We start from the raw sequence: 19,646 nt of genomic DNA, 5'->3' as shown, positions 1-19,646 counted from the left end.
ATCGCGACCGGTCCTCGGAAATCCAACTTTCCTCGGCCCTTTAGCGACTTGTTTAACGTGGCTGCAAGCCGGCCGGCCAAATCACCACGGAGAATTTGATAGCGCGAGTGGGCCGCGGGGGTCAAGAAAAACGATTCGCGTTGGGGGCGGCTGCCCCTCATCCCGCTGCTGCGACTTCTCCCCGCTGGCGGGGAGAAGTGGCCTTGCCGCACCCGATCGTTCCACGAGTTAAGCTCAGCGGCCGTTCGGCCCATCTTGGTAGCCGGGTTCGCTGTCGGCACGTCTCGGCTTGGGGGCAGCCGTCGTCCTCGTCCCCTCTCCCCGCCTGCGGGGAGAGGGTCAGGGAGAGTGGCTGGTCTGCAGCAGGCGTAGAGCATCCCGCATGCCATAACCCAGCCGGCGGTCAGCCTGATCGATACCGAGCCAAAAGAAACGAAAGCGGATCGGGTCACCGCCGCCAAAGGGCGTCATTTCCTGATGTATCCAGGTCTGCCGTTGCTCGCCGGCAAGGGCGATGTGGAAGTAGTGCCGCCGATGACAGATCGTCCTGCCGTCCTTCGGGTAGTGGTAGTCCTGCGTGACGAGATGGGTGAGTGCTTCCGGCGGCGTCAGCCCGGTTTCCTCGATGAATTCCCGCTGAGCCGATGTCTCCGGGCTTTCGCCTGGTTCCATCGTACCGCCGGGCACCTGCAGCTCGATGTCTGGGAAATCCGGCTCGTCGAAGACCAGCAGGCGGTCCTGCCAGGTGGCGTAGATCAGGACCTTGTGCGCGTCCGGCCTCATCCGTCGCGGCGGGCCATGAAGGCGAGGCGCTCGAAGAGGTGCACGTCTTGTTCGTTCTTCAGGAGCGCACCATGCAGCTTCGGCAGCATGGTCTTGGCATCGGCCCTGAGGTCGGCCGGATCGACCTCGTCGGCGACGAGCAGGCGGATCCAGTCGAGCGCCTCTGACGTGGAGGGCTTCTTCTTCAGGCCCGGCACCTGGCGGATGTCGTAGAAGGCGGCGAGCGCCGCCGAAAGCAGCGTCTTGCGGATGCCGGGATAATGCACCTCGACGATGCGGGCGAGCGTGTCTGCATCGGGGAAGCGGATATAGTGGAAGAAGCAGCGGCGCAGAAACGCGTCCGGCAGCTCCTTCTCGTTGTTGGAGGTGATGATGACGATCGGCCGGTGACGCGCGCCGATCATCTCGCCGGTCTCGTAGACATGGAATTCCATGCGGTCGAGCTCCTGCAACAGGTCGTTCGGAAACTCGATGTCGGCCTTGTCTATCTCGTCGATCAGAAGCACCACGCGGCGATCGGCCTCGAAGGCCTGCCAGAGCTTGCCCTTGCGGATATAGTTCCGGACCTCGTTGACACGCTCGTCGCCGAGCTGGCTGTCGCGCAGCCGCGACACGGCGTCATATTCATAGAGGCCTTGCTGTGCCTTGGTCGTCGACTTGACGCTCCATTCGATGAGTTCGAGGCCAAGGGCGGCGGCGATCTGGCGGGCAAGCTCGGTCTTGCCGGTGCCGGGCTCGCCCTTGACCAGCAGTGGGCGCTCCAGCCGGATCGCGGCGTTGACGGCGATCATCAGGTCCTTGTCGGCGATATAGTCGGCGGTGCCTTGAAATTGCATGGGCGTCTTCCGGTTCAGCGTAAGTCAGGCGAAGTCATGCCCTATGGACTATCGCATAATGGCTTAAATCGGAATCGTTTTGAGGGTGGGCGCGATCAAGGGGTCAGCCGCGAAGCGCGGTGACCTCGATCTCGATCAGCATTTCCGGGCGGATCAGGTCGCAGACGATCATCGTTGCGGCCGGGCGGATTTCGCCGAAGACTTCGCCGAAGATCGGGAACACCCGGTCGGCGAAGCTGGCATCAGTGACGTAATAGTGGTTGCGCACCACGTCCTTCATCGAGAAGCCCGCTTCCTTCAGCGCGCCCTCGATCGTCTTCAGGCAATTGCGCGCCTGCTCTTCCACCGTCTCGGGCATGGTCATGGTGGCGTAGTCATAGCCGGTCGTGCCGGAGACGAAGCACCAGTCACCCATCGCGACGGCACGCGAATAGCCTGCCGTCTTTTCGAAGGGCGAGCCCGAGGAGATGAGCTTGCGCGCCATATCTTCGTTTTAAGCCCAGGGGCGCGCGGCGCCGACCGTCTTTTCGAAGCTGTCGATGGCGGTTGCCTTTTCCAGCGTCAGGCCGATGTCGTCGAGGCCGTTCAGCAGGCAGTGACGCTTGAAGGCGTCGACCTCGAACTTGACCGAACCGCCGTCCGGACCGGTGATTTCCTGGGATTCCAGGTCGACCGAGAGGATGGCGTTGGAGCCGCGCGAGGCGTCGTCCATCAGCTTGTCGAGGTCAGCCTGGCTGACGACGATCGGCAGGATGCCGTTCTTGAAACAGTTGTTGTAGAAGATGTCGGCAAAGGACGTGGAGATCACGCAGCGGATGCCGAAGTCGAGCAGCGCCCACGGAGCATGCTCGCGCGAGGAGCCGCAGCCGAAGTTATCGCCGGCAACGAGAATGCTGGCGTTCTGGTAGGCCGGCTTGTTGAGCACGAAGTCGGGGTTGACCGAGCCGTCTTCATTGTAGCGGGCTTCGGCGAAGAGGCCCTTGCCAAGGCCGGTGCGCTTGATCGTCTTCAGGTAGTCCTTCGGAATGATCATGTCCGTGTCGATGTTGACGACGGGGAGGGGGGCAGCGACACCGGTGAGCTTGACGAATTTTTCCATAACTTCAGGCCTTCGATTTCAGAAGAATGTTGCGCTAGCGTTTAGATGAGTTTTGCGCCGAAATGAAGGAAAATCTGTTCAAATACGCTTCGCCGGGCGGGTGAAAATGCCCGCCCGGCGAGAGCTTCGTCCGGATCTCGATTGTCTGCAGGGACTTAGCTTGCCTTCACCGGGCTGTTCATGGCCCAGAGAACGCCGAAGGGATCGCGGAGCTGGCCGTAGCGGTCGCCCCAGAACATCACCTCGATCGGCATCACGACCTCGGTGCCGGCGGCAACCGCACGGTCCCACCAGGCATCGATGTCGTCGACGGTGAGCGTCAGGGTGAAGGCCTGCGGCTTTTCCAGCGGATGGCCGTATTCCGGATAGGCATCGGCGAGCATCAGCGAGCTGCCGTTGACATAGAGGTGGATGTGCATCGTGCGGCCCTGCTCGTCGAGCGGGTGCCGGCCCACTTCCTTGGCCCCGAAGGCGCGCTGGTAGAATTCGGACGCCTTGGCGGCGCCATCGACCTGAAGATAGGGCAGAAGGCCGTTGAGGACCGGTGCCGGCTGCTGCGTCTGGGTATCCATATCGTTCTCCATCCTGTTCGAAGAGCCAGGACCGTGCTGGCCTGCCTCAAGGACGGACATGGAATCTCCGATCCGACATGGGGTCGAAAAAAAATCGCGGCCGGCTGCATGACGGTTTTTGAAGGCCACCAACAGGGTTCGAGCCGATCACGGATCGGCCCGATTGCAATGATCGCCGGGGATCGATTCCGACGCCCGGGGATCGATTTCGACACCCAGGGGGATCAGAGGTCGATGATCGTGCCGCGGCCGTCGTTCCAGATGCGCATCTCGCGCTGGCTCTGGGTCGCACCTGCGGCAGCCGGGCGCGCGGTGGCGCGGGCAGGCCTGAAATTCAGCCGGGTGGCAATGGCGCTGCCGACCACGACGACGGCGGCGATGCCGGCCAGTGCCAGCGCCAGCGAGGCGGTAAGCACAAAGGCCGCGAACGTGATGGTCAGGGCTGCGGCCGTAAAGAGAACAGAGCGAATGCTTTGCATAATCGTCACCTTTCTGATGGCGATGTGGGGGCGCGCCTTCGGACTTGCAAGAGGCGGGCTTTCGAAAGGGGTGCGGCGGTTCGCCTCGTCTTGCGGAACGCGGCAAAGGCGGGCACAACTGAAGCATGAACAAATCGAGCGAACATCACCCTGTACGCCTGCGCCGCTCGGTGCTTTGCGTGCCGGCCGACAATGCCCGCGCGCTTGCCAAGGTCGCGGAACTCGCGACGGATGTCGCGATCTTCGATCTCGAGGATGCGGTAGCGCCCGAGCGCAAGGTGGAAGCGCGTGCGGCGCTTGTGCAGTATCTGACGGCGAGCCGGCCGGATTGCGAGATTGTCATTCGCATCAATGCGATCGGCTCCGACTATGGTCAGGGCGATCTTGCTGCGGCGCTTGCGGCCAATCCCGACGCCATCCTGTTGCCGAAGGTCGAAAGCCCGGCGGATATCCAGGCGGCGGCCGACTGGCTCGACGAGAACGATGCGCCGGAGACGCTGCGCCTCTGGGCAATGATCGAGACGCCACGCGGGGTGATCAACGCGCCGGCAATCGCCGAGGCCGGCCGTACCTTCAGTGGCAGGCTCGATTGTTTCGTCGTCGGCCTCAACGACCTGCGCAAGGAGACCGGCGTTCCGGATCGTCCGGGCCGGCCCTATCTCATCCCCTGGCTGATGCAGATCCTGCTTGCCGCGCGCGGCGGCGGGCTCGATGTCATCGACGCCGTGTTCAACGATTTCCGCGATGGTGCCGGTTTCGACGAGGAATGCCGGCAGGGCCGCGACATGGGCTATGACGGCAAAATGCTGATCCATCCAGCGCAGATTGGCCCGGCGAACGAGCGCTTCGGCGTCGATCAGATCGCCGTCGACGAGGCGCGCGCGATCATCGCCGCCTTTGCGCTGCCCGAAAACGTCGGCAAGGGCGTCATCAACCTCAGCGGGCGGATGGTCGAGCGGCTGCACCTCGACCAGGCCGTCACGCTTGCCGCCAAGGCGGACCTCATCGAAAAACGAAAGACAAGATCTTGAAACTCTTCCGCTTCCTGACCGGCCCTGACGACGCTTCCTTCTGCCACAAGGTGACGGCGGCGCTAAACCAGGGCTGGAGCCTGCATGGCTCGCCCACCTATGCTTTCAATGCCGACACGCAGCACATGCAGTGCGGCCAGGCGGTGGTCAAGGAGGTCGAAGGCAAGGAATACACCCCGGATATCAAGCTGTCGGAGCAGTAGTCGAGGCTGTTTGCCGTCGTGCAGGTTTGCCCCTCTCCTCGGGTTTAGCCCGAGGACTAACCCTCTCCCTGCAGGCGGGGCGAGGGGACGCGGTTGATGCTCACAATCGGCGTGTGAGGCCTGCTTTCTGGAATCGGTCGTGCTCCGATTGGGATGCGTATCGCGAGTTTCCTTCGCCCCGCCTGCGGGGAGAAGGTGCCGGCAGGCGGATGAGAGGCTTCCTCACCGCGCGATGATAGGCAAATGAAGTGTCAGCCGCCGACGTGCTCGACGCTGGCCTCGATCCGTTCCATGTCGTCGTCGGAGAGGCCGAAATGGTGGCCGATCTCGTGGATCAGCACGTGGGTGATGATGTCGCCCAGCGTCTCCTCGTTCTCCGCCCAATAGTCGATGATCGGGCGGCGGTAGAGGGTGATGCGGTTCGGAAACTGGCCGGTTTCCATGGTGAAGCGTTCGCTGATGCCGCGGCCTTCGAAGAGGCCGAGCAGGTCGAAAGGCGTTTCCAGCGCCATGTCCTCGAAAACGTCGTCGCTCGGGAAGTCGGCAACTTCGATGATAAGGTCGGTCGTCAGCTGGCGGAATTCCTGCGGCAGGTGGCCATAGGCCTCCAGCGCAAGCTGCTCGAAAGTGGTAAGCGTCGGTGCGTGGCGTTCCCGCCAATCATCGGTCTGGTCAATGCGGGCCATAGGCACTCCTTGTTGCCCTCCATATAGCGATTTTGCCTTTGTTTTTCGAGTGTTGAATTCCTTGACCACAGGGACAGGAATAAATTCTTAGAATTGGCTGTTGACTCATTTAGGAAGCTCTGGAATCTAATAGAACATAACATGAACATTCTGATGGGAGTTGACCGTCATGGCCGACACAGCCGTGCAGCGGGAGACGGTACTTTCGCTCCGAGAAACCATAGCCAGGATCGAAAACCGTCGGCTTCCGGGCGTCGTGCGCGCCGCCAAGGCGGCCGATCCCGGCGGCTTCCGTCAACGGGAAGAAGACGAGCCTGGCCGCAAGGCGCTGGCGCTCGGCGTTCCCGATCTGGACGATCTTCTCGAAGGCGGCCTGCCGCTCGAAGGCATGACGGAAATCCGCAATGCCGAGACGCGCGATGCCGGTGCAGCCGCCGGTTTTGCCGCAGCACTCAGCGTGCTCTGTCAACGGGCGCGGCTTGAAAAGGGCGAGCCGGCCGCCCCCGTTCTCTGGATCAGCCAGTCGATGGCTTCCACCGAGGCGGGCATGCCCTATGGGTTGGGTCTGAAGGCCTTTGGTCTCGATGTCCGCGGCCTCGTCTTCAGCCTGCCACGCACGATAAAGGATGCGCTCTGGATCGCCGAGGCCGCGCTTTCCGTGCCGAGCTTCTGTGCCGTCATCCTTGAAATTCGCGGCAACCCGGCTGCCCTGGCACTCAGCGAGAGCCGACGCCTGCATGTGCGCTCGCGCGCTGGCCACGTCCCCCTTCTGCTTCTGCGCCAATCCGGACACGAGGAGGCGAGCAGCGCCTTCTTCCGCTTCCTCGTCGAGCCGGCACCGGCGCGTGAGCGACCGCTACCGGATGGATCGATGCTTCGCGGCAGCATCGGCCATCCCGTCTTTCACGTCATTGCCGAGAAGAGCAGGGCTCCTGCGCCGCTCGGCTTCTTCCTGGAGTGGAACCCCCATGACCGCCGCCTTTACCCCGTCGAGCCCCTACCAGCCGCTGCTGCGGCAGATCCAGAATCAGCGCATTCTGTCGCTCGCCTTTCCGCATCTTCCGGCCGATCGGGTCGCGCGCAAGCGCTGGGGGAACTCGTGGCTTTCCCGCGGGCGTCCTGAGCATCCGCCCGTCGTCTTCGCCGACAAGGTGAAGAGCGCAATGCGTCTCGTTGCGCTCGATGGTTTCGCTGAAAAGCGTGGGTTTCATATCGGCCAGGGTGTCGCCGAAGCGCGGGCCATGTGTCCCGAGATCGACGTGCTGCCGGCCGATCCCGCCGCCGACCGGGCGCTGCTTGCAGGGCTGGCGGCCTGGTGTTGCCGCTACACGCCGCTCGTCGCGCTCGATGGCGACAGCGGCCTCTTTCTCGACATCACCGGCTGCGCCCATCTTCTCGGCGGGGAAAAAGCGCTGCTCGACGATCTGCTCGCTCGCCTCTTTCATCTGGGGGTCGAGGCCCGGGCGGCGATCTCTTCGTCCGCCGGGCTCTCCTGGGCGGTGGCGCGTTTCGGCTCCGACGCTATCCTTGCCGAGGACGAGGCGGTGCGAGCGCTGGCACCCTTGCCGATGGCGGCGCTGCGGCTGCCGCAGGAAACGATCGAAACACTCGGCCGGGTCGGGCTCAAGCAGATCGGCGACCTGATCGAGGCGCCGCGCGCACCGCTCGCCCGCCGGTTCGGCGCAACCCTGCTTCTGCGTCTCGACCAGGCGCTCGGGCGCGAGGACGAGCCGCTGTCGCCACGGTTGCCCGTCGCTGCCCTTTCGGCAGAGCGGCGGCTCGGCGAGCCGGTCCAGGGTGAAGACGATATTTTGGGCCTGACGGAAGAACTGGCGTTGCGGCTGAAACCGGAACTGGAGAAGCGCGGCGAGGGCGGGCGCCTGTTCGAACTGCTGCTTTTCCGCGTCGACGGTGCGGTCTTTCGCATCGCCGCCGGCACGTCCTCGCCGCTCAACGAGCCGCGTCGCGTCGCGGGTCTCTTCCGCGAACGCCTGCAGGCGGTGCACGAAGATCTCGATGCCGGCTTCGGCTTCGAAATCCTCAGGCTTTCGGTGCCGAAGAGCGAAAAATACGAGGTGATGCAGGAGGATTTCTCTGGCACGCCGGATCGCGAGCGTCCGCTTGCCGCCTTCGCCGACCGGGTCATGGCGCGCTTCGGCGCAGAAAGCCTCATGGTGCCGGCGCTCTCGGAAAGCCATGTGCCGGAGCGGGCGGCAAGCTTCCGGCCGCTCACGGATCTGGCGCTGATCGGCAAGGCAGAGGAACCGGGTAACAACATCCCGGCGCCCCTGCTTGCTGCCGCCGCCCGGCCGCAGCGGCTCTTTCCAAGTCCCGAACCGGTGGAGGCGGTGGCCGAAGTGCCGGAGGGGCCGCCGAGAAGCTTTCGCTGGCGGCGCACATTGCACCGTATCGCGCGCGCTGAGGGGCCGGAGCGGATCGCCGGCGAATGGTGGCTTGATGGCGAGCCGGCGCTGGAGCGTGATTATTTCCGGGTGGAGGACGATAGCGGCCGGCGGTTCTGGCTGTTTCGCGAGGGGCATTATGGCGCGAGCGCTCCGCCGCGCTGGTTCATGCATGGAGTCTTCGCATGAGCGACGCTACCCCCTATTTCGAGATCGGTGCCTGGTCGAATTTCTCCTTCCTCGAAGGCGCTTCCCATCCGGGTGAGATGGTCGTTGCGGCGAGCCGCCTCGGTATTGGCGGCCTCGGCATTGCCGATCGCAACACGGTCGCCGGCGTGGTGCGCGCCCATGCGCAGGCCAAGGTGGAGAAGTCGGCTTTCCAGCCCGGTGCGCGGCTCACCTTTGCCGAAGACCTGCCCGACGTGCTCGCCTATCCCTTAAACCGCCGCGGCTGGGGCAATCTCTGCCGAATGCTGAGCGCCGGAAACCTGCGGGCCAAGAAGGGCACCTGCACGCTCTACGAGACCGATCTCATCGAATGGGGCGAGGATTTGCTTCTCGCGGTGCTGCCGGGTCCTGTCATCGGCGCGCCGGAGGCAACCCTGCTTGCCGATTTTCTCAAGCGACTGAAACCGCATTTCGCCGATCGGCTCTATCTGGCGCTGGTGCCGCGTTACGATGGCTTCGATCAGTTCGCCTTTGCCGGGCTTGCAACCATTGCCCGCCATGCGTCGGTCAGGCTCGTCGCCACCAACAGTCCGCTGTTTCATGCCGCCGGCCGCCGGCCGCTTGCCGATGTCGTTACAGCCATCCGCGAGCATGTGACGATCGCGACCGCAGGCTATCGGCTGCATGCCAATGCCGAGCGGCATCTGAAGACGCCCGCCGAAATGATCCGCATCTTCCGCGACTATCCGGAAGCGATCGCCAATACCGGGCATTTCTTCGAGAGGCTGAAGTTCTCGCTGTCGGATCTCGAATATCAATATCCGGATGAGAGCATTCCGGGCGAGACGCCGACGCAGACGCTGCGGCGGCTGACGATGGAGGGCGCGCGCGAGCGTTATCCCGAAGGAATTTCCGAACAGGTTTCCAGGCAGATCGAATACGAACTCGGCCTGATCGCAGAGAAACGCTACGAGCCCTACTTCCTGACAGTGCGCAACATCATGCAGTTCGCGCGCGGCGCCGACATCCTGTGCCAGGGCCGCGGGTCGGCGGCGAATTCCACCGTCTGCTATTGCCTTGGCATCACCGAGGTAAATCCACTTAAGACCACCCTGCTCTTCGATCGCTTCCTTTCGACCGAACGGGACGAGCCGCCGGATATCGACGTCGATTTCGAGCATGAGAAGCGGGAAGAGGTGATCCAGCATATCTACCGCACCTACGGCAAGGAGCATGCGGGACTGACGGCGGCTGTCATCAGCTACCGGGCGCGCTCGGCCGGCCGAGAGACCGCCAAGGCCTTCGGGTTCTCAGAAGACGTGCAATCGGCGCTTGCCGGTTCCGTCTGGGGCTGGTCGGTCGCCGATCTCTCGGAGCGCGAGGCGCAGGCGGCCGGGCTCGATACGAAGGATCCGACGACGGTGAAGGTGCTCGATTACGCCACCGAGCTGATGAGTTTCCCGCGCCATCTTTCCCAGCATGTCGGCGGCTTCGTGATGACCCGCGACCGGCTCGACGAGGTGGTGCCGATCATGAATACGGCGATGCCCGACCGCTACATGATCGAGTGGGACAAGGACGACCTCGACACGCTGAAGATCCTGAAGATCGATGTACTGGCGCTCGGCATGCTGACCTGCATCGCCCGTGCCTTCAAGCTTCTCGACCGGCATTACAACGAGCAGAAAACGCTGCATCAGCTCTTCAAGGATGACCAGAAAGACGTCTACGACATGATCTGTCGCGCCGATACGATCGGCGTCTTCCAGATCGAGAGCCGGGCGCAGATGAGCATGCTGCCAAGGCTGAAGCCGCGCATCTTCTACGATCTCGTCATCGAGGTGGCGATCGTCCGGCCCGGGCCGATCCAGGGCAACATGGTGCATCCCTATCTGAAGCGGCGGGAGCAGCGGGATAAAAAAATTCCCATCGAATATCCAAGTCCTGAACTGGAGGCCGTGCTGAAGCGAACGCTGGGCGTGCCGTTGTTCCAGGAGCAGGCGATGCAGATCGCGATTACCGCCGCAGGCTTCTCGCCCGGCGAGGCTGACCAGTTGCGCCGGGCCATGGCGACCTTCAAGCGCACCGGCACCATCCATACCTTCCACGAAAAGATGATCGAAGGCATGGTCAGGAACGACTATCCGCGCGATTTTGCCGAGCGTTGCTTCAAGCAGATCGAGGGTTTCGGCGAATACGGCTTTCCCGAAAGTCATGCCGCGTCCTTTGCGCTGCTCGTCTATGTCTCGTCCTGGCTCAAGACCTATTACCCGGATGTCTTCTGCGCGGCGCTCTTGAACTCGCAGCCGATGGGGTTTTACGCGCCCGGTCAGTTGGTGCGCGATGCGCGCGAGCATGGGGTCCGGGTGCTGCCTGTCGATATCAACCACTCGGTCTGGGATGCGGATCTCGAAGAGGGGGGGCTCGACAAGAGGGCCATCGAGCCGCGCCACCGCGAGATGGAGACTGTGATCAGGACGACGAAGGCGATGCGCCTCGGCTTCAATTCGATCAAGGGGCTGAACCAAAGGGAACTCGAGGACAAGCTCGTCGCCAATAGGGGGGCCGGTTACGGATCGGTTCGCGATCTCTGGCTGCGCTCCGGCCTCTCCCGTTCCGCGCTCGAAAGGCTTGCGGATGCGGATGCCTTCCGCTCGATTGGGCTCGATCGTCGCAAGGCGCTCTGGGCGGTGAAGGCGCTCGACGAAAAAAGTGCGGCCGAGCGGCTGCCGCTTTTCGAGGGGGCTGCGAGAGAGGAGTTGCGGCCGGAGCCCGCGATGATCTTGCCGGAGATGCTGGCAGGCGAGCAGGTGATCAACGACTATCGTTATCTCTCCTTCTCGCTGAAGGCGCATCCGGTCTCCTTCCTCAGAGACACGCTTGCCGCGCAAGGGATCGTCCAGAGCCGCATGCTTGCGACCGCTCCGGTCGGGCGGCGGGTGACCGTTGCCGGGCTGGTGCTCGTCCGCCAGCGCCCGGGTTCGGCCAAGGGCGTCATCTTCATGACGATCGAGGACGAGACCGGTGTTGCCAATGCGATCGTCTGGCCGAAGGTGTTTCCGACCTATCGGCCGGTGGTCATGGGTGCGCGTCTCGTGAAGATCCGCGGCCGGCTGCAGCGCGAAAGCAGCGTCATCCATGTGGTCGCCGAGCACATCGAGGATATCACGCCGATGCTCGGGTTGTTGCGCAAGGAAGCGCGGCGGTTCGGCGCAAGCGAGCGTGCCGATGAGGCACTGAGACCGACCGGCGACGCGCGCATGAAGCGGGCGCAAGGCGACCAGCGCCTACCGATCCCCCGCCATTCCGGCAGCAGTTCCAGCAACCCGGATCGAGCGACAGCCGAGGTGGCCGACGTGATGCCGAAGGGGCGCAATTTCCATTGAAAGCCCGACCCGGCTTTGCTGTCTCCCGATTGTGTGGGGCGGTTTGGCGAAGGGACGGCCAGATACGTCGGAGGGATTCCATGGAATGCTTCCGGCGCGGGGTCATGGGCAGAGTTTCCCGCCGTCGCGACCGGAGGTGTGTAAAAATGTCGCAGGCTGTGCGCCTCATGACCCATTCAGGGTTTGCAGGCGCAGTCGCTCAGGAATCTCTAAAATTCTGAAAAGGCGAAGTTTTTTGTCAAGTTTAGAGTCGTTCTAATCCACCCGCAACTTCCGCTCGCGGAGTTTTTAGTTGACACTAAATGTCCTGTTTTGCTTTATGCGCTGATACAGGGCGTTGCGTACGACAGGCGAGACGACATGCTGGTTTGCAGCTGCAATTTCATCACGGAAAAAGAGATCGAGGACACGATCATTGGTCTCCTCGACGAGGACTGTTGGCAGCTGATCGTGCCGGCGAAAGTCTACCACGCGATGGAAAAACGCGGCCGTTGCTGCGGCTGTTTCCCCAATGTCGTCGACATCATCATCCGCACCACCGAGCAATATCACGCGCACCGCGACTCGACGGACGCAGAGATATTTGATTTCATGACCCGCCTCAGACAATTCCACGACGACAACCGGAGGGCGGATCTTGAAAGGCGACAAAAAAGTCATCGAGCAGCTTAACGAAGCGCTCTATCTCGAACTCGGTGCCGTCAACCAGTATTGGCTGCACTACCGCCTCCTCGAAGACTGGGGCTATACGCTTCTCGCCAAGAAGGAGCGGGCCGAATCCATCGAGGAGATGCAACATGCCGACAAGCTCGTCGCGCGCATCATCTTCCTTGAAGGCCATCCCAACCTGCAGACGGTCGCGCCGCTGCGCATCGGCCAGAACGTCAAGGAAGTGCTGAAGGCAGATCTCGCCGGCGAATACGACGCCCGCACCGCCTACAAGAAATCCCGCGACATCTGTCATGCCGCCGGAGACTACGTCTCCATGAAGCTCTTCGAAGAGCTGCTTGCCGACGAGGAAGGCCATATCGACTTCCTCGAAACCCAGCTCGAGCTGCTCGACAAGATCGGCGAAGAGAAATACGGCCAGCTCAATGCCGCTCCGGCCAACGAGGCCGAAGCCGACTGAGCCTGGTAAAAGCTTGCAAACATAAAGGCCGGCGATATCGCCGGCCTTTGTCGTTTCAGGAACGGGCAGGTCCGGTTCACGGCGCCAGATGCGCGAAAGCCGCAACCACTTCCTCGTAGACCTTGCGCTTGAACGGCACGATCAGCTCCGGCAGGTCGCGCATCGGCTTCCATTCCCAGGCGTCGAACTCCGGCTCATGTCCGCCCGGCGGCGGGTTGATGGCGATCTCGTTTTCCTCGCCTTCAAAGCGGAAGGCATACCAGCGCTGCGTCTGGCCGCGATACTTGCCCTTGAGGCCGATACCGATCAGATGTTCGGGCAGGTCGTAGTTGATCCAGCCGGGCGCTTCGGCCAGCAGCGAGACGGTGCTCATGCCGGTCTCTTCGTAAAGCTCGCGATAGGCGGCCTTCAGCGGATCCTCTCCCTTGTCAATGCCGCCCTGCGGCATCTGCCATTGCTGCGGCGAGCCGTCATATTCGGAATTGCCGACGGCGATACGATGACCGGCCCAGACGAGGCCCGCCCGGTTCAGCACCATCACCCCGACACAGGGGCGATAGGGAAGGTCATCCGCCTTCAGTTTCTTGTCCTTGCTCATCGGCTGCCTCTTCTGTGCAAACGTTCATTGGTCCCGTGGGGACGGCTTTAAGCTAGTTCTGTTGCGGATCCTTGACGAGCGCGGAAACGCCGACGATCTCGATGCCGCGCCCCTGCGCTTCACCGATCCAGGAGGCAATCGCGCCGACGCTCTCGTCGAAGGCAGAAGCGACGCCAATGGCGGTACCGTTGCGGCGCGCGATGCGTTCGAGTTCATCAAGCTTCTTCAGGATCGCGTTGCGGCTGAGTTCGCTGTCGAGCGTCAGGTCGGCAAAGCCGTGCGGCACGTCGAAGGCGCCGGCAAGCTTGCCGGACAGCGACTGCGCCGAGGTGCCATCGTCGAGGAACAGCAGGCCGCGCTTGCCGAGATCGCGCATGACCGGCTCCAGCGCATCGGCATCGGACAGGAAGCGGCCGCCAAGATAATTCATGACGCCGGTATAATTGGTGATCTCGGCGAGGTTGCGGTGCAGTTCCGCGAGGTTCTTCTTTTCGCCGAGGCCGACGCGCAGCGCATTGGGGCCTGGATCGTTGGCCGGATAGTCGAACGGCTCCATCGGAAGCTGCAACAGGATCTCATGGCCGCTGCGGCGCGCTTCCTGCATCCAGCGCTGCAGGCTGTTTCCAGCCGTGGCAAAGCCGAGCGTCACCTCACCCGGCAGGTCGCGGATCGCCTTCTGGGTTCCCGTCTGGCTGAGGCCGAGCCCGCCGACGACAAGTGCGATGCGTGTGCCGCGCGCGCCCGACCAGGGGCGCGCATATTGATCGAGCGGCCGCAGCCCGTCGGGACCGATGATCGGCAGGCGTCCGGCGGGGCTTTCTTCCAGCAGGTCGTCATTGGGCATCGCCGCCATGCGCGGATCCTGGCCGCGGATCGGACCGACATTGATGAGGGCCGGTCCCTTGCCGTCGCGGCTGCGCGGCGAGAACGTCGTGACGGTGGAGCCGTCGTCGGTAAGCGTGCGCTCGACATCGGCGCCGGAATAGGCCGTTCCCGGTGCCATCGTTCCGGAGCCGACGCCCGTCTGGCCGCTGGCCGGGTTGGATGCCTTGTCGCCTGGGCTCTTCGCTTTCTCGGCCGTTACGACCGGCGATGCGGAATCACGCCGCAAACCGTCCGGCGAAAGCGTGTTCCAGGCGGAAATGCCAATCACCGCGGCGATGCAAAGGCCGGCAAGAGAAAACCCGAGCGTTCGCTGGGGATTGCGCTTCGACACTGGCTTGGCCCGCCGGTTCTGGCCGAGCGGAGCATTGAGATCAGTTCCCAAACGAAGCCTCGGTCGAGCTGTGGGATGTTGCCGCTAGAGCGAGGCCGGCGCCAGGACGCGTGCCGATCCTCTCCCGTCGCACGCCGTATGCCTTCGAAAGAATCAGTGGCCGCGGCAGCGCTTGCTAACCCTATAATTTAGTGGCGAAGGCTTGACCAGTGCATCGGCCGGCCGAGTCATGGGGCCAAATGCGAAGCGCCGCATGTTCGGGTGAACATGCGGCGCTTCGTTTCGTGTCTGTGAGGCTTATTTCTTCAACTGTGCCTGCTCGGGGCTCGCCGGGAAGGACGGGTCCGTCTTCTTGCCGCGCAGAAGGTCGAGCGCGTAGTTCAGCTGCAGGTCGTCCTTGGCTTCCGGCGGCACATAGGCGACCGAGCCGGAGCCTTCGTCGGTCTCGCTCTGGCCTTGGATGTGGCCGCGCAGATCGGACTCGCCCTGAGCCTCGACCTTGCCGAGCAGTTCCGGCGGCAGCGGCTGTTCGACCTTGATGTCGGGCGTAATGCCCGTGCCTTGGATCGATTTGCCTGACGGCGTGTAGTAGAGCGCCGTCGTCAGACGCAGCGCACCGGCTTCGCCGAGGGGGATGATCGTCTGGACCGAACCCTTGCCGAAGGAGCGCGTGCCGAGCACGGTCGCGCGCTTCAGGTCCTGCAGGGCACCGGCGACGATTTCCGAAGCGGAGGCCGAGCCGCCGTTGACCAGAACGACTACCGGCTTGCCATCGGTCAGATCGCCCGGCGTGGCGTTGAAGCGACGGGTCTCGTCCGGGTTGCGGCCGCGGGTCGAAACGACTTCGCCACGTTCCAGGAAGGCGTCGGAGACGTTGATCGCCTGATCGAGCAGACCGCCCGGGTTGAGGCGCAGGTCGAGCACGTAGCCCTTCAGCTTATCGGCCGGCACTTCGGCCTTGATCTTCTCGATGCCCTTCTTCAGGTCGTCATAGGTCTTTTCAGTGAAGGATATGACGCGCAGGTAGCCGACGTCGCCTTCGGTGCGGAACTTGACCGCACGAACGGCGATGACGTCGCGGACGATCGTCAGTTCGATCGGCTTGTCCGCGCCCTTGCGCAGGATCGTCAGCTTGATCGGGGTGCCGATGGCGCCGCGCATCTTTTCGACGGCGTCTTCGAGCTTCAGTCCGCGAACATCCGCACCGTCGATCTTGGAAATGAAGTCGCCGGCAAGCACGCCGGCGCGGGCCGCAGGTGTGTCGTCGATCGGGCTCGTGACCTTGACGAGGTCGTCTTCCATCGTCACTTCGATGCCGAGGCCGCCGAATTCACCGCGCGTCTGGGTGCGCATGTCCTCGGCATCGGTCGAGTTCATGTAGCTCGAATGCGGGTCGAGCGAGGAAAGCATGCCGTTGATCGCGTTCTCGATCAGCTTGTCGTCCTGCGGCGGCGTCACGTATTGCGCCCGCACGCGTTCGAACACGTCGCCGAAGATTGCCAGTTCGCGATAGGTCGAGGTGTTGGCAGCGACGGCCGGAACGACAGCCGAATAAACCACGCCCATCGCGGTCGCGCCCATCAGCGCCCCGACCAGAACAAGTGAAGCCCTACGTATCATTTCGCGCCTTTCCAACCTCTGCTGCGGTCCACCATGGTCGGGAATCAACCGGTTTTCCGTCTTTTCGGAATTCAATGTAAAGCGTCGGCCGGTCCGTTTCCAGCGCCAAGGCCGCAGCGCTCGCCACTCTTTTTGCGCCCATCGTCGCCAGCGGTTCTCCGGCGACGACGAACTGCCCAGTCTGAACGCTCACCTTCTCCATCCCCGAAAGCACGACGTGGTAGCCGTCGCCCGGGTTGAGAATGATCATCTGCCCATAACTGCGGAAATTGCCTGCATAGACGATCCAGCCATCTGACGGCGCAGTCACCAGCGCGCCGGGATTGGTTTCCAACATGATCCCTTGCAGGGAATGCCCCGTGCCGTCTGCATCGCCGAATTTGCGCAACAGCGATCCCGCGGCCGGATAGGCAAGCTTGTTCCTCAGCTCCGAAAACACATATGCGGGCGCAATGCGGTTTTTGTCAGGCACCGCATTGCGGGCGAGTTCCCGCGCCGCCTCGCGCTCTGCCTCGCTCATACGACGGCGTTCTTCCTCCTGCGCGCGCGCCGCTTCGGCAGCCTCGCGAACGGAGGAGATCTGGTCCTCGAGCGAGCCGATCAGGCCCTGGAGATTGGTCGCCTGCGAGGCCAGTTCCTGCGCCTTGCGCTGCTCGGCCGCAAGTTCGCTGGCGCTCGTCTGGCGCAGCTTTTCCTTTTCGGCAACCAGCATCGACATGCGGCGCTCTTCCTCGACATTGGCGGTCATTGCCGCAGTCAGGTCCTCGCGCTGCCGGTCGATGCCGGTGCGGATGTCGGCGAGCGCCTTGAGGTCGGCCACCAGGTTTTCGGTTTCCTTGCGCAGGCCGGGCACGACGGCGCCAAGCAGAATGGCGCTGCGCACGGAGCCGAGCGCATCCTCAGGCGTCACCAGGATCGCCGGCGGCGGGTTGCGTCCCATCCGCTGCAGGGCGGCGAGCACCTCGGCAAGCACGCCCCGGCGTGAGCGCAGCGAGCGACGGACCGTGTCTTCCTTGGTTCTAAGGTCGCTCAGCTTCTTCTCGCCATCGACGATCTGCTGTTCGAGATCCTGGCGTTTCTTTGCGGACTCGACGATTGCGGCGCGCAGCGTCTCGTTGGTCTTGTCGATTTCGGCAATGGTTTCCGTCAGCGCATTGGCGCGCTCCTGGGAAAGCGTGATCGTCTTGGAGAGCGCATCCAGTTCGCTGCGCGTACTGTTGCGGCGAAGCGTGAGGTCGGCGGCGGGGTCGGGCGGGCCCTGCTCCTGACCGGTCGCGGCGGCGGGCGGCGTGGCCTCCTGGGCGCTCGCCGGCAGGCCGATCGCAAGCGCAAGCGCAAAGACCGCCGCAGTACGGGCAAGCCGTCCTGCGTCGTCTCTTCCCATGCCGAAAACGCTGGTCCTGCCTCGGGGCGTCATCCGTTGCGTGCGTCCATCCGAAAATATGAGGAAAAAACCTAATCTGATTTGGCGCGCACGACCAAGCATATTCTCGTTATCGCCGCGTGTACCGGGAGAGGTTGCCCGAAAAGCAGCCCCGCCGCTTCAGACCCGATGATAGGGGTGGCCGGAGAGAATGGTGACGGCCCGATAGAGCTGCTCGGCGATCAGGATGCGCACGAGCTGGTGCGGCCAGGTCATCTTTCCAAGGTTCAGCACCGCATCGGCGCGGGGATGAAGGCTCGGATCGAGACCATCGGCGCCACCGATCGCGATCATCAGGTCACGCTTGCCGCTGTCGCGGAACGTGCCGAGAAGCGATGAGAAGCCTTCCGAATCCAGCGCCTTGCCGCGTTCGTCCAAGAGCACGAGCAGACTGCCTTCGGCCAGTGCCTTTTCGAGCTGTGCGGCTTCCTCGCGCTTGCGCGTCTCGGCGTTCGAAGCACGACTTTCGTTGACTTCGACGACGCGGGAAAGCTCAAGCCCGATCGCCGGACCGGCCTTGGAGAAGCGATCGAGATAACGGGCCGCAAGATCCTTTTCCGGCCCCGCCTTGAGGCGGCCGACTGCGAAAAGTCCGATACGCATGACCTTGTCCGTCCTCGCTTGCGCTGCAACGCGCACTGCATAGTTCCTGAAATCGGGTCGATTCAAGGAGAATCTTATACCGCGTTCCTGGAGCCTTGCAGCGTCGTTGCGCGCCTTGTCCGGTTGACGGGCCTGCAGGTTACGATCAGTCGCAACAAATATCCGGCTGACAACGCCGCCCAAGGCGGCGCCAGCCCTTCACATTCATGCATGACCGCAACTCGGCTCGTCCGGCATTCAGCTGCGCGGCGACCCGGTCGGTCTCAATGCAAGGTGCCGTCCTCGATCTCGGGAGCCGCCCACATCTTCTCGATGTTGTAGAACTCCCGGATTTCCGGCCGGAAGATGTGAACGATCACATCACCGGTGTCGATCAGCACCCAGTCACCGCCTTCCAGACCTTCGACACGGGCATTGCCAAAGCCCCCGTCTTTCAGGTCGGTCGTCAGGTGATCTGCAATGGCCATCACATGCCTGTTCGATCGCCCGGAGACAACGACCATGAAGTCTCCCAGCGCCGACTTTCCGGCAATGTTGATGCTGACGATGTCTTCTGCCTTCGAGTCCTCTAGGCTCTCGAGGACCAGTTGAAGCGCACGGACAGCGGCTTCGTCGCTAGATCCCGTGCTGCGCGGGAATGCGGTAACCGCATATCCCTTGGCGTGTGCTGTTGTCAGGGTCTTTCCTTTCCACATGAACAGAACAGGCACTTCCGATTCGAACAAAGATCGAACCGTCCATGAATGTAGGCATCAAACCGTAGCTGTTTCAAGACAGCAGAACTGAATCCCTGGAAATCATACTCCACCGGCGGCGCGAAGCGCCGTCGAACTCATCGATGAGCGCGGTCCATGGATGAAGGTCCAGGCTGGCGCGCGGTGGAAGGGGAGGCGCCGCGCGTCGTCCTCGTCGATGCGAGCATAGTCGAAGGTTTTCGCCATGCGTGAGGAGAGATAGGCGAGCGTCGAGCCCGGCCGATCGATGACGGCGATCGGAAAAGTGCGGGCGATCTTCTGCCAGTTCTGCCAGCGATGGAAGCTCTTCAGGTTGTCGGCGCCCATGATCCAGACGAAGCGAATGTCGCGGTTTCGCGCCTGCACGATTTCGAGCGTGCGGGCGGTATAGCTCTGCCTCAACGCCTTTTCGAAGGCCGTCACCTTGATGCGCGGGTTGTGCGCGATCGCTTCGCTCATGGCGATGCGGTCGGCAAGCGGCGCCAGATTGTTGTGGTCCTTCAGCGGATTGCCGGGGGTCACCATCCACCAGAGCTGGTCGAGCCCGAGCCGTTGGATCGCCGTGTCGGCAACGAGCACATGGCCCTCATGCGGCGGGTTGAAGGATCCGCCGAAGAGGCCCACCACCATGCCGGCTTCGACATGGGGCATGCGCAGGTAGCGGGTGTTCACCCTGCC

At 63.0% G+C, this 19,646-nt stretch carries 21 protein-coding genes and 1 riboswitch; of the genes, 7 read left to right on the top strand and 14 right to left on the bottom strand.

The window, feature by feature from the left end; genetic code table 11:
* Positions 1 to 20: 20 nt before the first annotated feature.
* Positions 21 to 98: riboswitch (SAM riboswitch) on the bottom strand.
* A 241-nt stretch (positions 99 to 339) separates the two neighbouring features.
* The 6 genes from FA04_RS16940 to FA04_RS16915 form a co-directional block, all read right to left on the bottom strand.
* On the bottom strand, positions 340 to 783 hold the full coding sequence (locus tag FA04_RS16940; RefSeq protein ID WP_034802734.1) for an NUDIX hydrolase: 444 nt from the start codon (positions 781 to 783) through the stop codon (positions 340 to 342).
* The gene (locus tag FA04_RS16935) at positions 780 to 1,619 is read right to left on the bottom strand and encodes an AAA family ATPase (RefSeq protein ID WP_034802731.1); all 840 of its coding nucleotides are present in this window, start codon (positions 1,617 to 1,619) and stop codon (positions 780 to 782) included. Before FA04_RS16935 ends, FA04_RS16940 begins: the two co-directional genes overlap by 4 nt.
* A 103-nt stretch (positions 1,620 to 1,722) precedes the next feature.
* The gene (locus FA04_RS16930; protein WP_034802728.1) at positions 1,723 to 2,103 is read right to left on the bottom strand and encodes a RidA family protein; all 381 of its coding nucleotides are present in this window, start codon (positions 2,101 to 2,103) and stop codon (positions 1,723 to 1,725) included.
* A 9-nt stretch (positions 2,104 to 2,112) separates the two neighbouring features.
* On the bottom strand, positions 2,113 to 2,718 hold the full coding sequence (gene leuD, locus FA04_RS16925; RefSeq protein WP_034802725.1) for a 3-isopropylmalate dehydratase small subunit: 606 nt from the start codon (positions 2,716 to 2,718) through the stop codon (positions 2,113 to 2,115).
* Positions 2,719 to 2,873: 155 nt separating this feature from the next.
* The gene (locus tag FA04_RS16920; protein ID WP_034802718.1) at positions 2,874 to 3,290 is read right to left on the bottom strand and encodes a VOC family protein; all 417 of its coding nucleotides are present in this window, start codon (positions 3,288 to 3,290) and stop codon (positions 2,874 to 2,876) included.
* Positions 3,291 to 3,514: 224 nt separating this feature from the next.
* The gene (locus tag FA04_RS16915; RefSeq protein WP_034802715.1) at positions 3,515 to 3,769 is read right to left on the bottom strand and encodes a hypothetical protein; all 255 of its coding nucleotides are present in this window, start codon (positions 3,767 to 3,769) and stop codon (positions 3,515 to 3,517) included.
* Between the two features lie 125 nt (positions 3,770 to 3,894).
* Between FA04_RS16915 and FA04_RS16910 the strand changes: the two genes are divergently transcribed.
* Together FA04_RS16910 and FA04_RS16905 are read left to right on the top strand one after the other, a co-directional pair.
* Positions 3,895 to 4,800 carry an HpcH/HpaI aldolase/citrate lyase family protein gene (locus FA04_RS16910; protein WP_034802712.1) on the top strand — a complete coding sequence of 302 codons (906 nt, stop codon included), beginning with the start codon at positions 3,895 to 3,897 and terminating at the stop codon, positions 4,798 to 4,800.
* Positions 4,797 to 5,003 (top strand): DUF1737 domain-containing protein, encoded by a 207-nt coding sequence (locus FA04_RS16905; RefSeq protein WP_034802710.1) that lies wholly within the window; start codon positions 4,797 to 4,799, stop codon positions 5,001 to 5,003. Before FA04_RS16910 ends, FA04_RS16905 begins: the two co-directional genes overlap by 4 nt.
* Before the next feature lie 251 nt (positions 5,004 to 5,254).
* On the opposite strand, the gene FA04_RS16900 is transcribed toward FA04_RS16905, so the two are convergent.
* On the bottom strand, positions 5,255 to 5,689 hold the full coding sequence (locus FA04_RS16900; protein WP_034802708.1) for a metallopeptidase family protein: 435 nt from the start codon (positions 5,687 to 5,689) through the stop codon (positions 5,255 to 5,257).
* Between the two features lie 169 nt (positions 5,690 to 5,858).
* Here FA04_RS16900 and FA04_RS35675 point away from each other — a divergent pair, with 169 nt between their 5' ends.
* From FA04_RS35675 to bfr, 5 genes are all read left to right on the top strand, one after another.
* Positions 5,859 to 6,812: an ImuA family protein gene (locus tag FA04_RS35675; protein ID WP_034802706.1), complete on the top strand. Its 954-nt coding sequence runs from the start codon at positions 5,859 to 5,861 to the stop codon at positions 6,810 to 6,812.
* On the top strand, positions 6,697 to 8,280 hold the full coding sequence (locus FA04_RS16890; RefSeq protein WP_234798766.1) for a DNA polymerase Y family protein: 1,584 nt from the start codon (positions 6,697 to 6,699) through the stop codon (positions 8,278 to 8,280). Before FA04_RS35675 ends, FA04_RS16890 begins: the two co-directional genes overlap by 116 nt.
* Entirely contained in the window at positions 8,277 to 11,645 is a 3,369-nt protein-coding gene (locus FA04_RS16885) for an error-prone DNA polymerase (RefSeq protein WP_034802701.1), read from the top strand. The genes FA04_RS16890 and FA04_RS16885 overlap by 4 nt, the downstream gene beginning before the upstream one ends.
* A 360-nt stretch (positions 11,646 to 12,005) precedes the next feature.
* Positions 12,006 to 12,317 (top strand): (2Fe-2S)-binding protein, encoded by a 312-nt coding sequence (locus FA04_RS16880; RefSeq protein WP_034803108.1) that lies wholly within the window; start codon positions 12,006 to 12,008, stop codon positions 12,315 to 12,317.
* Positions 12,283 to 12,774 (top strand): bacterioferritin, encoded by a 492-nt coding sequence (gene bfr, locus FA04_RS16875; RefSeq protein WP_034802698.1) that lies wholly within the window; start codon positions 12,283 to 12,285, stop codon positions 12,772 to 12,774. Before FA04_RS16880 ends, bfr begins: the two co-directional genes overlap by 35 nt.
* Positions 12,775 to 12,850: 76 nt before the next feature.
* On the opposite strand, the gene FA04_RS16870 is transcribed toward bfr, so the two are convergent.
* From FA04_RS16870 to FA04_RS16840, 7 genes are all read right to left on the bottom strand, one after another.
* On the bottom strand, positions 12,851 to 13,372 hold the full coding sequence (locus FA04_RS16870) for an RNA pyrophosphohydrolase (RefSeq protein WP_034802695.1): 522 nt from the start codon (positions 13,370 to 13,372) through the stop codon (positions 12,851 to 12,853).
* 52 nt (positions 13,373 to 13,424) lie between these two features.
* On the bottom strand, positions 13,425 to 14,639 hold the full coding sequence (locus FA04_RS16865) for a divergent polysaccharide deacetylase family protein (RefSeq protein ID WP_034802692.1): 1,215 nt from the start codon (positions 14,637 to 14,639) through the stop codon (positions 13,425 to 13,427).
* A gap of 246 nt (positions 14,640 to 14,885) precedes the next feature.
* Positions 14,886 to 16,208: a S41 family peptidase gene (locus FA04_RS16860; RefSeq protein ID WP_034802677.1), complete on the bottom strand. Its 1,323-nt coding sequence runs from the start codon at positions 16,206 to 16,208 to the stop codon at positions 14,886 to 14,888.
* On the bottom strand, positions 16,198 to 17,592 hold the full coding sequence (locus tag FA04_RS16855) for a murein hydrolase activator EnvC family protein (protein WP_034802674.1): 1,395 nt from the start codon (positions 17,590 to 17,592) through the stop codon (positions 16,198 to 16,200). The genes FA04_RS16860 and FA04_RS16855 overlap by 11 nt, the downstream gene beginning before the upstream one ends.
* 159 nt (positions 17,593 to 17,751) lie before the next feature.
* Positions 17,752 to 18,234: a 23S rRNA (pseudouridine(1915)-N(3))-methyltransferase RlmH gene (rlmH, locus tag FA04_RS16850; RefSeq protein WP_034802670.1), complete on the bottom strand. Its 483-nt coding sequence runs from the start codon at positions 18,232 to 18,234 to the stop codon at positions 17,752 to 17,754.
* A gap of 263 nt (positions 18,235 to 18,497) precedes the next feature.
* Complete coding sequence (rsfS, locus tag FA04_RS16845; protein ID WP_034802667.1) at positions 18,498 to 18,929, bottom strand: ribosome silencing factor; 432 nt, start codon at positions 18,927 to 18,929, stop codon at positions 18,498 to 18,500.
* Between the two features lie 102 nt (positions 18,930 to 19,031).
* Positions 19,032 to 19,640 (bottom strand): nicotinate-nucleotide adenylyltransferase, encoded by a 609-nt coding sequence (locus FA04_RS16840; protein ID WP_034802664.1) that lies wholly within the window; start codon positions 19,638 to 19,640, stop codon positions 19,032 to 19,034.
* Positions 19,641 to 19,646 lie beyond the last annotated feature (6 nt).

This window comes from Ensifer adhaerens (genome assembly GCF_000697965.2).
Lineage (GTDB): Bacteria > Pseudomonadota > Alphaproteobacteria > Rhizobiales > Rhizobiaceae > Ensifer > Ensifer adhaerens.
Note: the sequence above shows the minus strand (reverse complement) of the source record. Positions and strands in the feature narration are given on the sequence as shown.

Bases quoted from the DNA above. Each gene is read 5' to 3' on its own strand.
- FA04_RS16930 (WP_034802728.1), bottom strand. From the start codon at position 2,103: ATGGCGCGCAAGCTCATCTCCTCGGGCTCGCCCTTCGAAAAGACGGCA.
- FA04_RS16910 (WP_034802712.1), top strand. From the start codon at position 3,895: ATGAACAAATCGAGCGAACATCACCCTGTACGCCTGCGCCGCTCGGTG.
- FA04_RS16940 (WP_034802734.1), bottom strand. From the start codon at position 783: ATGAGGCCGGACGCGCACAAGGTCCTGATCTACGCCACCTGGCAGGAC.
- rsfS (WP_034802667.1), bottom strand. From the start codon at position 18,929: ATGTGGAAAGGAAAGACCCTGACAACAGCACACGCCAAGGGATATGCG.
- FA04_RS35675 (WP_034802706.1), top strand. From the start codon at position 5,859: ATGGCCGACACAGCCGTGCAGCGGGAGACGGTACTTTCGCTCCGAGAA.
- FA04_RS16900 (WP_034802708.1), bottom strand. From the start codon at position 5,689: ATGGCCCGCATTGACCAGACCGATGATTGGCGGGAACGCCACGCACCG.
- FA04_RS16885 (WP_034802701.1), top strand. From the start codon at position 8,277: ATGAGCGACGCTACCCCCTATTTCGAGATCGGTGCCTGGTCGAATTTC.
- FA04_RS16880 (WP_034803108.1), top strand. From the start codon at position 12,006: ATGCTGGTTTGCAGCTGCAATTTCATCACGGAAAAAGAGATCGAGGAC.
- FA04_RS16935 (WP_034802731.1), bottom strand. From the start codon at position 1,619: ATGCAATTTCAAGGCACCGCCGACTATATCGCCGACAAGGACCTGATG.
- FA04_RS16860 (WP_034802677.1), bottom strand. From the start codon at position 16,208: ATGATACGTAGGGCTTCACTTGTTCTGGTCGGGGCGCTGATGGGCGCG.
- leuD (WP_034802725.1), bottom strand. From the start codon at position 2,718: ATGGAAAAATTCGTCAAGCTCACCGGTGTCGCTGCCCCCCTCCCCGTC.
- FA04_RS16915 (WP_034802715.1), bottom strand. From the start codon at position 3,769: ATGCAAAGCATTCGCTCTGTTCTCTTTACGGCCGCAGCCCTGACCATC.
- FA04_RS16920 (WP_034802718.1), bottom strand. From the start codon at position 3,290: ATGGATACCCAGACGCAGCAGCCGGCACCGGTCCTCAACGGCCTTCTG.
- FA04_RS16855 (WP_034802674.1), bottom strand. From the start codon at position 17,592: ATGGGAAGAGACGACGCAGGACGGCTTGCCCGTACTGCGGCGGTCTTT.
- rlmH (WP_034802670.1), bottom strand. From the start codon at position 18,234: ATGCGTATCGGACTTTTCGCAGTCGGCCGCCTCAAGGCGGGGCCGGAA.
- FA04_RS16870 (WP_034802695.1), bottom strand. From the start codon at position 13,372: ATGAGCAAGGACAAGAAACTGAAGGCGGATGACCTTCCCTATCGCCCC.